Origin of the sequence: Roseovarius pacificus (assembly GCF_900142665.1) — a bacterium.
Taxonomy (GTDB): Bacteria; Pseudomonadota; Alphaproteobacteria; order Rhodobacterales; family Rhodobacteraceae; genus Roseovarius; species Roseovarius pacificus.
Genome location: NZ_FRBR01000001.1, coordinates 661,621 through 675,380 on the forward strand (window position 1 = coordinate 661,621; position 13,760 = coordinate 675,380).

Genomic DNA, 13,760 nt, shown 5'->3' on the forward strand with positions numbered 1-13,760 from the left:
TATCGCATACAGAACACCCGAAGCGACCCGAGGGGCAAATGGACGGCACCAACGATCCGGCGCAGGAAGATGGCGGGCCTTTTGGCCGCCCTCTGTTCGACAAACCCTCGGCCCGCGCGCTCAGCCGCGTGGGCGTGGTCGATGTCGGCTCCAACTCGGTCCGGCTGGTGGTGTTCGACGGCGCGGCGCGCAGCCCGGCCTATTTCTACAACGAGAAAATCATGTGCGCGCTTGGCGCGGGCATGTCCGAAACCGGGCGCCTCAACCCCGAAGGGCGCGTTCGCGCACTCGAAGCGCTCAAGCGGTTCAGGCTGTTGGGTGACGGGATGGGCACCGGCCCGCTGGTGGCCGTCGCCACGGCGGCGGTGCGCGACGCCGAAGACGGCCCCGAATTCCGCGACGAGGTCGAACGCGAAACCGGCATCCGCCTCTGGGTGATAGACGGTCGCGAAGAGGCACGCCTGTCGGCGCAGGGCGTATTGCTGGGCTGGCCCGGCTCTTATGGTCTCGTCTGCGATATCGGCGGCTCTTCCATGGAACTGGCCGAGATCAACGGCGGCACGGTGGGCAAGCGCATGTCGTCTTCGCTCGGGCCGCTGAAACTGCGTGACCTCAAGGGTGGCAAGAAGGCCCGCAAGGCGCAAATCCACGACACCATCGCACGGATGCGTCAGGAACTGGGCGAACAGAAAAACCGCCTGTTCCTTGTGGGCGGCTCATGGCGGGCCATCGCCAAGATCGACATGGAACGCCGGGGCTATCCCCTGCATGTGCTGCACGAATACCGCATGACGCCCAAGGCCGTGCGTGAAACCGCCAAGTATATCGAAAAGAACGATCTCGAAGAGCTGCGCAACCGCGCGGATGTGTCTTCGGCCCGCGCCGCCCTTGTGCCCTACGCCATCGAGGTCCTGCGCGAGGTGGTGCGCACCTTCAAACCCCACGACATCGCCGTCTCCAGCTATGGCATCCGCGAGGGGCTGCTTTACGAACAGATGCCCCAGCAACTGCGCGATCGCGATCCCCTGATCGAATCCTGCCGCTTTGCCGAGGCCAAGGATGCCCGCATCCCCGGATTTGGCCGCGTAGTGTACGATTTCATCGAACCGCTTTTCAAATCCGCCAAACCCGACCGCCGCCGCATCATCAAGGCAGCCTGCCTGCTGCACGATGTCAGCTGGCGCTCGCACCCCGATTACCGCGCCGAGGATTGCTTCGACAACGCGACCCGCGCCAACCTTGGCGGACTGAAACATTCCGAACGGGTCTATCTGGGCCTTGCCCTGCTGCACCGCTATTCCAACAAGCGCGAAGGCACCCGGTTCGCGGATCTCTACGACCTGATCAGCGAGCGCGACGCCCAACAGGCCGAAGTTCTGGGCAAGGCGATGCGCTTTGCCGCCATGCTATGGCTGCGCAAGGACGCGAAACTGGGGCAGATGCGCTGGTATCCCAAGAAAAAACAGCTCGAACTCAGCCTGTCCCCCGAAGCCGCGCCGCTGTTCGGCGAAGTGGCCCAAGCGCGGTTTCAGTCCCTCGCCGCCTCGCTCGGGGCCGAGCCCGCCATCAGGACAGCGCGAAAATAGCCCTCAGATCTCGATCTCGCCATCTTCGAGCGGCGGCGCGGCTTCGGGCTCTTTCGGGGTCTTGCGGCGCAGGATGATATCGCCGTTGGGCAGCATCTCGGGCGGGTGATAGGCGTTCAGATCGTCGATCTGGCCCATCAACTCGCCAAAGGCCGGGCCCATCTCCTCGACAAAGCGGCGCAGTTCCGGCCCCATGGTTTCGGCCAAGCCCTTCAGGTCGTTCACCGCGGGTTCCATCTCGCGCATGATCCCGTCCAGAAACATCCGCGCCCCGCGCTCCATCAACGAGGGGCCGGTCTCGTCCTCGTCGGTTTCCTGCGCATGAAGCGGCAGGGCAAGGCACAGGGCAGTCGCCGATATCAGGGCAATACGTGTCATGCCGCCAATATAAGCGCAGCCGGTGACGAATTTAAGTCACAACACGATATCCATCGTCACCGGGAAATGATCCGACGCGGCGATCAGCGCCTCACGCAGTTCCGGCACCTTCCAGCAGCCAGGATCGTCGAACGGATGCCAGATGCGCCAATCGGGCCGTCTGGCCGCCAGATCGGACGACACCATGATGTAATCCAGCAGCGCCTGAAGGTACCGTTTCTCGCTGGTCAGGTAGAACCGCGCGGTCGTGTTCACCGCGCCGATCCGCCGGGTCAGCGCAAGATGCGCATGCGGGTCGCTCAGACAAAACGCGCCGCCATCCCCCTCGCCCATGATGATCTCGACCGAAGAGCGCCCGAACAGGTGCTCGTATTCGTCCAGACCGGGGCCGTCATTCAGATCGCCCAGCACGATCATCGGTTCTCCGTCGCGCAGATGTCCCTCGATCCGGCGGCGCAACCAGACCGCCTGCGCCTGCTGCTTGCGCCGGTTGGCGATGGCCATGCGCATGATCTGATCGCGGGTGCGCGCCCCGTGCGGCGCCTTGGATTTCAGATGCGCGCCGATCATGCGAAACGCGAAACCGCCAGCGGTTTCGCAAGCCAGCTCCAGCGGCGGCTTGGAAAACTCCACCCGATCCTCGGTATCGTCGATATCCAGGTCGATCCGGAACACCCCGTCAAAGCGCGGTGCCTCATCACTCCCTTTCTCCGGCGTCAACACGCCCCTGGGATCGTGACGGCAACTCAGCACATCGGGATCGTAAAGCAGCGCGATTTCCTGCTGGGTGTCATTGGTGAACCCCACCACCGCCTTGCGCGCCCGGATCTGCGCAAACGCGGCAAAGGTCTCGAGCGCGGCGACGGTCGTCCGCTTGCCATTGTGATCGGGCGCCTCGATCACCATCACCGCATCGGCATCGAGCGCGGTGAACACGATCCCGAGCGCCGCCAGCTGATCGGCCCGCGTCACATTATGACGGCCGGACCATTCCCCATCGGCCAGCAACTGACCGGCATCGTCGAACAGGGCATTGAACCACTCGACATTATAGGTGGCGATCCGCATGGCTCTCCTTCTGGCTGATCTCTTCCCAGGCCCGGTTGATATCGACCATGCGCTTTTCGGCCAGCTTGATCGCCTCCTCGGGGACGCCCCGCGCGATCATCCGGTCGGGGTGGCTCTCGCGCACATGCTTCTGCCAGACCTTCCTGATGTCGCGGATCTCCATATCCGGGCTGACGCCCAGAACGTCATAAGGGTCCGGCTCGGCATCCGTCACGAAGCGGCTGCGCAACCGGCGGAAATCGCTCTCTTGCAGGCCGAAAATCTCGGCCACCCGGCGCAGGAAATCGTCCTCGTTCGGGTGGTACTGGCCATCGGCCATGGCGATATGAAACAGCCCCTCCATCAGGTCGCACAAGGTGCCATCCTGTCCGTCGAACATGCGCCGGATGCGCGTGGCATAGTCCTCGAACCCGGCCACGTCCTGCCGCGCCAGGTTGAACACCCGCGCCGCGCCCGCCTCGTCTTCGCGCGCAATCTGGAACACCTCGCGAAAGGCCGTCACCTCGTCACGGGTCACCAGACCGTCGGCCTTGGCCATCTTGGCCCCAAGCGCGATCACGGCAATGGTAAAGGCGACGCTGCGCTCGGGCGGGCTGCGCAGCCTGTCGAAAACAGCGCTCAACCCCTCGCCCTTGGCAAGGGCCGAGACGGCTTCGGTTATACGGGTCCAGATCGACATGGGCGGCACCCTAGAGCGTTTCGCCGGGCTTGTCAGCGCGGGCTCAAAGACATTTCTGCAAAAGAATCAGATCCATCCACCGGTCGAACTTCCATCCCACCTGCGGCAGAACGGCCACCCGCGTATAGCCCAGCCGTTCATGAAACCCGACCCCGCCGGGATTTTCACCGCTGACTCCCGCGATCATCGAATGCATTCCGCCCGCCCTCGCGTGATCCTCAAGTGCGCTCATCAATACGCGCCCCACACCGCGCCCACGCGCGCCACCGGGCAGCATGATACTATGCTCTCCGGTGCGGGCATATCCCGGCCCGCCGCGAAACTGCTTGTAACTGGCAAATCCCAACACCCGCCCATCCTCTTCGGCCAGAAGATACCCATGGCCCTGCGCGCGCCGCTCGGCGATCTCGGACCGAACCTCCCGCGCCGTCTTTTCCTGGCTGTTGAAGGTGATCGCCGTGTCCCGGATCACCGGGTTCACGATATCCGCAATCGCCTGCGCATCTGCGTCCGACGCCGCGCGCAGGATCATTCCAGCACCCGCAGACCACCGGGCGTGGCGATCTCGGCCCGCAGGCCCGGCAGCCCGCGCTCGAACTGCACCCGCTCGTCCCGCAACACCGGCCCCAGCAGATCGGCCAGGTCTCCCGCCTGCGGATGGCTGACCATCAACCGCTGCAAGCTACAGCCCGAAGCCGTCAATCGCTCCGCCGGATGCGCCTCGCAGTCCCACTGGATAAGCGCCGGAAACAGGTTGTCATAGGGCAGGATACCGTCGTCGGGCACCGCCATGCGCCAGTTCAGATCGCCCCGCGACAGTGCCACGGGCCGCCCGGCCTGCGGAAACCGCACCACCTCACCGGTCAAGTCGTCCGACCGGCAAATCCACGTATTCAACCGCGGCGGCCCGTCGAAACGGTCCAGATCGAACCACCGCGCATAGTCCGGCGGCGGCGCATCCGGGTCGATCGCGATCACCTCGAGGTAAAGACCATCCTCCAGCCCCAGCAACAGGTTGTGCGTGGCGAAATGCGGATGCTGCCCGCCCCCCTGCAAACGCACGCCAAGCGCCGCTTCGACCGCTGCGCGCCCTTCTTCCAGCGTGCGCGCAGCCACCGCCAGATGATCCAGTTCCAACATGCCCGTTCTCCTAGCCAATTCCACCCGTCAGACGCCAGAGCGCCCAGAGTGCCACCAGAACCGTCGGCCAGAACGTGGCCGCAAACCCCACAACCCGCAACAGTGGCGCGCGATGATACCCCACCCAGAACACCACTCGTGCCAGCACGAACCCCGCTCCGAGCGTCACGATCACGCCCGGCCCGGCCTCGGCCAGCAATACCGCCGCCGCAGGCCAGATGCACAGTGCCAGAACCAGTTGCTCCACCGTATTCTGCAACACCCGCTGATCCACCGCCGCCGCGCCGTGCAACGCGCCACCGGCCAGCATCTCTTCGTCGCCCAGGCGTCGTGTGGCCACCCGCATCACCATCGCCGCCGTCACCAGCCCCGGCGCCAGAAACGCCGTCATGATCGTCGGCATCAGGGTAAAGACCGGCAGGCGCACGAACTGGGCCGCCCCCCACAACAGCGCCAGCGCCCATAAAAACCCCACACCCGAGGCTGCTATCACACGTGTCCGGCGGCTCATGCCCGTCCCCTTCATCTTTCCCGAAATACTCTGGGGGAGAATTGGCCGCAGGCCAAGAGGGGGCAAGGCCCCCTCCCGCCCTCGTGATCAGCCCCGCGCCTCGCGGATCAGGCGCAGGATGTCCTGTGCCGCCTCGGGAATATTGGTGCCGGGGCCAAAGATCGCCTTGACGCCCGCCTTTTGCAGGAACTCATAATCCTGCTGCGGGATCACCCCGCCGCAGATCACGATGATATCCCCGGCATCCTTGGCCTTCAGCGCCTCGATCAGTTGCGGCGCCAGCGTCTTGTGCCCGGCGGCCTGGCTGGAAATGCCGACCACATGCACGTCATTGTCCACGGCGTCCTGCGCGGCCTCTTCCGGGGTCTGGAACAGCGGGCCCACATCCACATCGAACCCGATATCGGCAAAGGCCGTGGCGATCACCTTGGCGCCGCGGTCATGCCCGTCCTGCCCCATCTTCACCACCAGCATCCGCGGACGGCGGCCTTCGGCCTCGGCGAAGGCGTCCACCGATTTCTGGATTGCGGCGAACCCCTCGTCGCCCTCATAGGCTGCGCCATAGACGCCGGCCAGCGTTTTCACTTCGGCGCGGTGACGGCCGAATTCCTTTTCCATCGCCATGCTGATCTCTCCCACCGATGCGCGTTGACGTGCGGCCTCGACCGCCGCTTCCAGAAGATTGCCGCCCTCTTTGGCGCGGCGTGTCAGTTCGCCCAGGGCCGCCTCACAAGCCGCCTCGTCTCGTTCGGCGCGGATTTTCTCCAGCCGCGCGATCTGGCTTTCGCGAACCTTGACGTTGTCCACGTCGAGAATGTCGATCGGGTCTTCCTTGTCCTTGCGGTACTTGTTGACGCCCACGATCACCTCGTCGCCCCGGTCGATCATCGCCTGCCGGGTGGCGGCGGTTTCCTCGATGCGCAGCTTGGGCATGCCGGATTCGACCGCCTTGGTCATGCCGCCCATTTCCTCGACCTCTTCCATCAGGGCCCAGGCCCTGTCGGCCAGATTCGCCGTCAGCTTCTCGACGTAATAGGACCCCGCCAGCGGATCGACCACATGGGTCACGCCGGTTTCCTCCTGAAGAATCAACTGCGTGTTGCGCGCGATGCGGGCGCTGAAATCGGTGGGCAGGGCAATCGCCTCGTCCAGGGCATTGGTGTGCAGCGACTGCGTGCCGCCCAGAACCGCGCTCATCGCCTCATAGGCCGTGCGGATCACGTTGTTGTAGGGGTCCTGCTCCTGCAGGCTGACGCCGCTGGTCTGGCAATGGGTGCGCAGCATCTTCGAGCGCTCGTTCTTCGCGCCGAATTCGGTCATCACCCGATGCCACAACAGGCGCGCCGCGCGCAGCTTGGCCGCCTCCATGAAGAAATTCATACCGATGGCGAAAAAGAACGACAGCCGCCCGGCGAACTTGTCCACATCCATGCCCGCCTCGATGGCCGCGCGCACGTATTCGCGCCCGTCGGCCAGCGTATAGGCCAGCTCCTGCACCAGGTTCGCCCCGGCCTCCTGCATGTGATAGCCCGAAATCGAGATCGAGTTGAAGCGCGGCATCTCGTTGCTGGTATATTCGATGATGTCGCTGATGATCCGCATCGACGGTTTGGGCGGATAGATATAGGTGTTGCGCACCATGAATTCCTTGAGGATGTCGTTCTGGATCGTGCCCGACAGAACGCCCTTGTCATGGCCCTGCTCCTCGCCCGCGACGATGAAACTGGCCAGTACCGGGATCACCGCGCCGTTCATCGTCATCGAAACCGACACCTTGTCCAGCGGGATACCGTCGAACAGGATCTTCATGTCCTCGACGCTGTCGATCGCGACGCCCGCCTTGCCGACATCGCCCACCACGCGGGGGTGGTCGCTGTCATAGCCCCGGTGCGTGGCCAGGTCGAAGGCCACCGATACGCCCTGCTGACCGGCGGCCAGGTTGCGGCGGTAAAAGGCGTTCGATTCCTCGGCGGTGGAAAACCCGGCATATTGCCGGATGGTCCAGGGGCGGCCCGCATACATCGTGGCGCGCGGCCCGCGCGTGAACGGCGCCTGACCGGGGATCGAGCCCAGATGCTCCAGCCCCTCCACATCCTCGGCGGTGTAGAGCGGCTCGATCTCGATCCCCTCAAGGGTTTTCCAGTTCAGATCCTCCAGTGGGCGACCCTTCAGCTCGCCCTCGGCAATCTTACGCCATTCGTCTTTCTTCGTCGTCATTTGCGTGTCCTCTTGTCGTCTGACCGGTCGGCGGATGTTCCCCCGCCTGTCCCGGTCCGTTTTCCTCGATCAAAGTCGCCAGACCATCCGCCCCGGCCCGCAGCCAGAGCAGATCGTCCGCATAAGCCTCGCGCAGCGCGGCGGTTTGCGCGCTGTCGAACGGGTGCCAGCGCCCTTCGCCGTCGCCCAGCCGGTCGGCATCGCCGCCCCGTTCGGCCACGATCCCGCGCAGCGCCTTCAGCGTCGGGGCCCGGTTCAGCCAGGCGCGCGCATGTTTGCGCGGCAGGTCGGCGCGGCCCGTCATGACCTCCAGCTTGCGCTCCGGCAGGCTGCCGAACAGCTCGTAAGGCAACACCTGAAGGTCGGCGCGCGGAAAGGCGCAGGCCACATCGGCGATCACGTCGCGCCAATGGCGGTTAGAGGTCACCAGCCGGTCCAGATCGTCAGGGCGCGGCACACGATGCCCCCGCGCCACAGCAAATCCCAATACCGAGGTCCAGTAACTCTCCTGCCCGCGAATCGACAGCACCACCCGCGTCACCCGGCCGCCGAAGGCCTGCGCGAACCGGGCCATGCGCTCCCCCGCGTCGCCATACAGCGCGCTTTGGCGCAGGTTGCGGCGCGGGGCCCCCAGCATGTTTTCATCGCTGACCAGCAGTTGCGTGAATCCGTTCTTCTGCGCCGTGACGGCGGCAATCGCGATCCGTCCCGCCGCGCGTTTCAGCTGCTGCCCGGGCGGGCGCAGCCCCGGCACCGGAACAACCCCGGTCAGCAGCCCGTCCCGTGTCCGCAGCGGCCCCCATACCCCGATACCGAGCCCCGACAACGCATCGGAATTGCTCCGCAGATAGTGCTGGAAACCGGTCGAGGCCGTTCTGTGCGCTCCGATATGCAGTATGATATCCATCGTCTTGCTGGCCCTTCGCCGGGTGGCCGCGCTGTGCGGGCTTGGAAATTGCGTCACGCTCATGCTGTCCCCCGAAAGCTGAGGAAGGGCTTAACGCTAAAATTTTCCCGGCCACACAGGCATTCAGCCTTCGCAATTGGCCCCGGCCCGCCTATATCTTGCCAGACAGGTGAGATGATGAAGAAGTTATTTGTCCTTATTTTCATGGCTCTGGCCGCGTTTCCCGCATATGCGCAGGACAGCGCGGAACGCGATCCATCGGGTGATTCGCCGATTATTTTCGACGGGGTCCGGACGGATTTGAACGAATTTCTCTGGATAAAACGCCCGCTGGTCGTCTTTGCCGACGCCCCGGCCGATCCCCGGTATGTCGAGCAGATGCAGTTCCTCACCGACCGGCTGGAGGCGCTGGATGCGCGCGACGTGGTGGTGCTGACCGATACCGACCCCGGCGCGCGCAGCGACCTGCGCCAGCAGTTCCACCCGCGTGGCTTCATGCTGATATTGCTGGGCAAGGACGGCACCATATACCTGCGCAAACCGTTCCCGTGGGATGTGCGTGAAATCAGCCGCGTGATCGACAAACTGCCCACCCGCCAACGCGAGATGCGCGAAAATTCCGGCGGCAGTTGATCCAATACCGCCATCACCGCGCCCCCACCGACACGACCAGCACCCCCGTGACCGGATCGAGGATCATCAGGCTGCCGCTGTCGCGGTCAAAGGCCAGTACGCTGCGCGGCTCCTCCAGCGCATAGCGAAAGGCGCTTTCCACGGTGTCGTCCATGCAGGCCCGCCCCTCCAGCGCGGCGCGGCGCATCTGCATGCCGGTCGCGCGGTCGCGGTTGATCAGCGCCACCAGCCCCGCATCGGGGGGTTGTGCGCTGTCATCCAGCGCGGCACGCCCGGACTGTCCCAGCCTCAGCAGCATCTCGCCCGTCCCCGAGGCCACCGGCATCGGGGCCTTGATCGACGGATCGACCAGCCGGAACACCCCGGCCGCGCATTCCTGCGTGGCCGAAAACCCCACGCTCTCGCCCAGGGAAAACCATTGATCCAGCCGCGCCCGCATCGCGGGTTCGTCATCGCGGGCACAGGCCGCGGTCAGGCTCAGCGCGGCCAGTACCATCGGCACCCGCCCCCTGCTCCCGATATGTCCCGCGGCCCGTATCATCCCCTTATTCGAACTCCATGATCACTTCGTCCACGGCAAGGCTGTCGCCCGGCCCGGCATTCACCTTGGTCACGATGCCCTTACGCTCGGCACGCAGGATATTTTCCATCTTCATCGCCTCCACGGTACACAGCGCCTGCCCCTCCTGAACCTCGTCGCCTTCTTCCACGTTGATCGCGACGATCAGGCCGGGCATCGGGCACAGCAGCATCTTGGATGTATCAGGCGGAAGTTTCTCGGGCATTAATTCGGCCAGTTCCGCCTGGCGCGGCGTGCGCACATGCACCTTGAGGTCCGCCCCCCGGCTGCGGATACGGAAGCCCCCCGACACCTTGCCGACCTTCAGAACCAGCGGCGCGCCATCCACCGTCAGATGCGCCAGTTGGTCGCCCGGCGTCCAGTTGCTGGTGACACGCTGCGTATCGCCATCCTCGAAGGTGACGGTCGATCCGTCCCTGTCCGCCGCGATCCGCACCGGGAAACGATGCCCCTGAAGGGTGACGACCCAATCCTCGCCGACATGGCGTTCGTGGTTGTCCATCCGCCCCGACACACGGGTGCGCCGGATTTCCGCCACCCGATGCATCGCCGCGCAGCTGGCGGCGATCCGGCGCAGGGCATCCTCGCCCAGGTCCACACCTTCAAACCCCTCGGGGTATTCCTCGGCGATAAAGGCGGTGGTCATGTCGCCCGAGACGAACTTGGGATGATCCATCACCGCGCTCAGGAACGGCAGGTTATGCCCGATCCCTTCCACCTCGAACCCGTCCAGCGCGTTGCGCATCCCTTCGATGGCTTCGGCGCGGGTATGGCCCCAGGTGCACAGCTTGGCGATCATCGGATCGTAATACATGGAAATCTCGCCGCCCTCGTAGACGCCGGTATCGTTGCGCACCACCGCGCCCTCGACATCCAGTTCCTGCGGCGGGCGATAGCGCGTCAGACGGCCGATCGACGGCAGGAAGTTGCGATACGGGTCTTCGGCATAGAGGCGGCTTTCCATCGCCCAGCCGTTCAGCTTGATATCGTCCTGGCTCAGCGCCAGCTTTTCGCCATAGGCCACGCGGATCATCTGTTCGACCAGATCGACCCCGGTGATCAGTTCCGTCACCGGATGTTCCACCTGCAAACGGGTGTTCATTTCAAGGAAATAGAAATTCCGGTCGCCATCGACGATGAACTCCACCGTGCCGGCGCTGGCGTAATCCACCGCATGGGCCAGCTTCAGCGATTGCTCGCCCATTGCCTTGCGGGTTTCCTCGTCCAGAAACGGGCTGGGGGCCTCTTCGATGACCTTCTGGTTCCGGCGCTGGATCGAACATTCCCGCTCGCCCAGATACACCCCGTTGCCATGACCGTCGCACAGCACCTGAATTTCGATATGGCGCGGCTGCGTGACGAATTTCTCGATGAAAATCCGGTCGTCGCCGAAACTGCTGGCCGCCTCGTTCTTCGAGCTCTGGAACCCCTCGCGCGCCTCCTCGTCGTTCCAGGCGATGCGCATGCCCTTGCCACCGCCCCCGGCGCTGGCCTTGATCATCACCGGATAGCCGATCTCCCGGCTGATCTTCACCGCCTCGTCGGCATTCTCGATCAACCCCATCACGCCGGGCACGGTGGACACGCCCGCATCCTGCGCGATCTTCTTGCTGGTGATCTTGTCGCCCATCGCCTCAATGGCGCCCTTGGGCGGCCCGATAAAGGCAACGCCCTCGGCCTCCAGCGCCTCGGCGAATTTGGGATTTTCCGACAGGAAGCCGTATCCGGGATGCACGGCCTCGGCGCCGGTCTGGCGGATCGCCTCCATCACCTTGTCGATCACGATATAGGATTCGTTCGCAGGCGGCGGGCCGATATGCACCGCCTCGTCGGCCATCTGCACATGCAGCGCCTGCGCGTCGGCATCCGAATAGATCGCCACCGTCTGGATACCCATCTTGCGGGCGGTCTTGATCACCCGGCAGGCGATCTCGCCACGGTTCGCGATCAGGATCTTCTTGAACATACTGTGTCCCTTCTTCCGGTTCCGGCCCCCGTGGGGGCCACATCAAAAAGACCACCGGCGCAAGGCGCACCGGTGGTCCTGTCAAAATCGTTCCGTATCCGCGCGTCAGGCGCGGAAATTTTCAGATCAGCGGCAACGGCCCGGATAGGCCTTGCAATAGGCGACATTGCCCGCCGCACCGACAAGCGCGCCCGCGCCGATGCTGCCATCGAGCACCGCCGCCGTGCCCGCCCCGGCCCCGGCGCCCAACAGCGCCTGCTCGGGCAGGGTGTCTCCACAGGCCGCAAGCCCAAGCAATCCGGCCCCTGCCAATAGTGTGATGAAACGCTTACGCATGATAATCCACCCTTCTCGATTTTCGGTTTCTCTCTACCGAATATCTGGGGTGGCTCCACCGCCAGGTCAAAGCCCAGGGCGGATATGCGGCCATGATCGGCAACTTGCCGCCGACGCCGAAAGCGAGCCAACATATTGTTTTTCAACAAAAAAAAGGACGGCCCGCACGAAATGGTGCAAGGCCGTCCACTAGGGGAAGGGTAACGGATAAGACGTCGCGTCTCAACCCCGTGGGGGCGGGGCATCGTTACGAACAATTCAACCGTCGCGCGATAATCGCCCAAACCCAAGCTACCCCGCACGGGCCGCCCGAAATCGGCTGTTCTTTGCGTAAAATCCGCCGCCCTCGGCAAAAAGACGCCAGTCGGCCGCATCTTTTGCACCATCACCATCCCTCGTCACCGTCGAAGACCTCGGGAAAGGCGGCGCGGGCAGCCTCGACATCCAGCATCAGCAACGCCTCGTAACTGGCCGGATCGAAGGGATCTTCCGCGGGAATCACCTCGCGCCCGAACAGCCAGCTCAGGCGTCCGGCATCCAGATTGCCCCGCTCGAACGGCTGATCGCCGAACTGCTCCCACAGAGCGCGCAAAAAGGCGCTGTCGGCGCGGCGGTCGGCAGGCTTGCGGTCGCGGTAGCGTTCACGCCGGGTGATCGCCGTCACGCCACGCGGATTGGCCCGGCGAATCGTGAATTGAAAATCCGTTCCCGGCATACGGCTGGGAAAGCCACGATGCTTCAGCATGGCGCACCTGCCGCATCCCGGCGCGGCGCGACAGCCCGCAGCCCTTCGAAAGCCAGTGTTTCAAGGGAAATCACGGGCGCAACAGCCCTGTTCAGGCGGCGCGTGCAAGCCTGGCGATGTCGGGATATGCGCCCTTCGGCGCGACAGGCCAGCCCGGACACCCTGTCCGATGCGCTGGCATGTGTCGGGACAGGCCAACCGGCCTGCCCCCGGTAAACCGCTGACGGCTTACTTGTACTTACCGGTGTAGACCGGCTCTTGGCTGACGGGCTCGGGTTCGACGACCACGAACTCTTCTTCAGCCTGCTGAGCGCAAGCAGCTGCGAAAGCGACCAGGCCGAAGGCCAGAATGCTCTTGATGCTGTTCGACATTTTATGTGTCTCCTGTCATTTTTCACGGGCAAACGCAGCGTAAACCGCCCCACCTGCCCCAGTTCCGAGGTATGGGTTACTTGGGTGCAACCGTTTGGCACCATAACGGAATTTCCGGCGGTTGCATACGCGGCATACGCGAACAGCCGCCAATGTGGCGTCAAAGCCTCATACTGGCCACAGGCATGACCGTCCGGGGCTATATCTTGTGCCCACATCAGAACATCTCCCAGATACAGGTGCCGTTTTCGACACGATATGCCTCGAAAACCTGCGTTGCCGTAGGGTCGATCACCCCGAATTCGGTTTCCCGGTCGGACAATGAAATCACCACCTGACGGGGCATCGGCCCGACATTCGACAAATGCGGAATCGCATGGCTGTTACACAGGAACTCCAGATCGCTCATGATCGTGTCGAACTCTTCCTCTCCGGTGAACCCGGCAGCCACGAATCGGAACCGATAGGTCAGGCCCTGTCCGGGCTGATTCCACACCATTTCCTGCAACACGGCCTCCAGCCCCGAGGGCAGGACAAGGCGCTCCTCCGTCGCCTCGCCCTGCTCTGCCGCACCGGCCTGACCGATGGTCAGCGCCAGCAACGCGGCGGGGATATGCAGGCCTCTCGCCCTCACAACGCGCC

At 64.2% G+C, this 13,760-nt stretch carries 16 protein-coding genes; 2 read left to right on the top strand and 14 right to left on the bottom strand.

Features of this window, described 5'->3' with window-relative positions; translation table 11 throughout:
• Positions 1-38 precede the first annotated feature (38 nt).
• Complete coding sequence (locus BUB53_RS03180) at positions 39-1,586, top strand: Ppx/GppA family phosphatase (RefSeq protein ID WP_073032616.1); 1,548 nt, start codon at positions 39-41, stop codon at positions 1,584-1,586.
• 3 nt (positions 1,587-1,589) lie between these two features.
• On the opposite strand, the gene BUB53_RS03185 is transcribed toward BUB53_RS03180, so the two are convergent.
• The 8 genes from BUB53_RS03185 to BUB53_RS03220 all read right to left on the bottom strand — a co-directional run bounded on the left by BUB53_RS03185 (position 1,590) and on the right by BUB53_RS03220 (position 8,486).
• Positions 1,590-1,964 (bottom strand): hypothetical protein, encoded by a 375-nt coding sequence (locus BUB53_RS03185; protein ID WP_073032618.1) that lies wholly within the window; start codon positions 1,962-1,964, stop codon positions 1,590-1,592.
• A 36-nt stretch (positions 1,965-2,000) separates the two neighbouring features.
• The gene (locus tag BUB53_RS03190; protein ID WP_073032620.1) at positions 2,001-3,032 is read right to left on the bottom strand and encodes an endonuclease/exonuclease/phosphatase family protein; all 1,032 of its coding nucleotides are present in this window, start codon (positions 3,030-3,032) and stop codon (positions 2,001-2,003) included.
• Positions 3,013-3,711 carry a molecular chaperone DjiA gene (locus tag BUB53_RS03195; protein WP_073032622.1) on the bottom strand — a complete coding sequence of 233 codons (699 nt, stop codon included), beginning with the start codon at positions 3,709-3,711 and terminating at the stop codon, positions 3,013-3,015. The genes BUB53_RS03190 and BUB53_RS03195 overlap by 20 nt, the downstream gene beginning before the upstream one ends.
• Before the next feature lie 43 nt (positions 3,712-3,754).
• A complete protein-coding gene (locus BUB53_RS03200; protein ID WP_143163114.1) occupies positions 3,755-4,243 on the bottom strand; it encodes a GNAT family N-acetyltransferase in 489 nt (162 codons plus the stop codon).
• Entirely contained in the window at positions 4,240-4,851 is a 612-nt protein-coding gene (locus tag BUB53_RS03205; RefSeq protein WP_073032625.1) for a VOC family protein, read from the bottom strand. The genes BUB53_RS03200 and BUB53_RS03205 overlap by 4 nt, the downstream gene beginning before the upstream one ends.
• A gap of 10 nt (positions 4,852-4,861) precedes the next feature.
• Positions 4,862-5,362 (bottom strand): MAPEG family protein, encoded by a 501-nt coding sequence (locus tag BUB53_RS03210; protein WP_073033698.1) that lies wholly within the window; start codon positions 5,360-5,362, stop codon positions 4,862-4,864.
• An 87-nt stretch (positions 5,363-5,449) separates the two neighbouring features.
• Positions 5,450-7,579: a methylmalonyl-CoA mutase gene (gene scpA, locus BUB53_RS03215; RefSeq protein WP_073032627.1), complete on the bottom strand. Its 2,130-nt coding sequence runs from the start codon at positions 7,577-7,579 to the stop codon at positions 5,450-5,452.
• Entirely contained in the window at positions 7,551-8,486 is a 936-nt protein-coding gene (locus BUB53_RS03220) for a hypothetical protein (RefSeq protein ID WP_073032629.1), read from the bottom strand. Before BUB53_RS03220 ends, scpA begins: the two co-directional genes overlap by 29 nt.
• A 177-nt stretch (positions 8,487-8,663) precedes the next feature.
• Between BUB53_RS03220 and BUB53_RS03225 the strand changes: the two genes are divergently transcribed.
• A complete protein-coding gene (locus BUB53_RS03225) occupies positions 8,664-9,119 on the top strand; it encodes a DUF4174 domain-containing protein (protein ID WP_073033699.1) in 456 nt (151 codons plus the stop codon).
• 13 nt (positions 9,120-9,132) lie between these two features.
• Here the strand turns inward: BUB53_RS03225 and BUB53_RS03230 are convergent, their stop codons facing one another.
• The 6 genes from BUB53_RS03230 to BUB53_RS03250 all read right to left on the bottom strand — a co-directional run bounded on the left by BUB53_RS03230 (position 9,133) and on the right by BUB53_RS03250 (position 13,752).
• Positions 9,133-9,621, bottom strand: coding sequence for a hypothetical protein (locus BUB53_RS03230; protein ID WP_373285756.1), 489 nt, complete (start codon positions 9,619-9,621; stop codon positions 9,133-9,135).
• Between the two features lie 43 nt (positions 9,622-9,664).
• Complete coding sequence (locus BUB53_RS03235; RefSeq protein WP_073032633.1) at positions 9,665-11,665, bottom strand: acetyl-CoA carboxylase biotin carboxylase subunit; 2,001 nt, start codon at positions 11,663-11,665, stop codon at positions 9,665-9,667.
• Positions 11,666-11,791: 126 nt separating this feature from the next.
• Complete coding sequence (locus BUB53_RS03240; protein ID WP_073032635.1) at positions 11,792-12,001, bottom strand: hypothetical protein; 210 nt, start codon at positions 11,999-12,001, stop codon at positions 11,792-11,794.
• A 385-nt stretch (positions 12,002-12,386) separates the two neighbouring features.
• Positions 12,387-12,746, bottom strand: coding sequence for a hypothetical protein (locus BUB53_RS03245; protein ID WP_073032638.1), 360 nt, complete (start codon positions 12,744-12,746; stop codon positions 12,387-12,389).
• A 228-nt stretch (positions 12,747-12,974) separates the two neighbouring features.
• Positions 12,975-13,118: a hypothetical protein gene (locus BUB53_RS22925; RefSeq protein WP_188744964.1), complete on the bottom strand. Its 144-nt coding sequence runs from the start codon at positions 13,116-13,118 to the stop codon at positions 12,975-12,977.
• A 217-nt stretch (positions 13,119-13,335) separates the two neighbouring features.
• The gene (locus BUB53_RS03250; RefSeq protein ID WP_084728830.1) at positions 13,336-13,752 is read right to left on the bottom strand and encodes a DUF6497 family protein; all 417 of its coding nucleotides are present in this window, start codon (positions 13,750-13,752) and stop codon (positions 13,336-13,338) included.
• Positions 13,753-13,760: the final 8 nt, after the last annotated feature.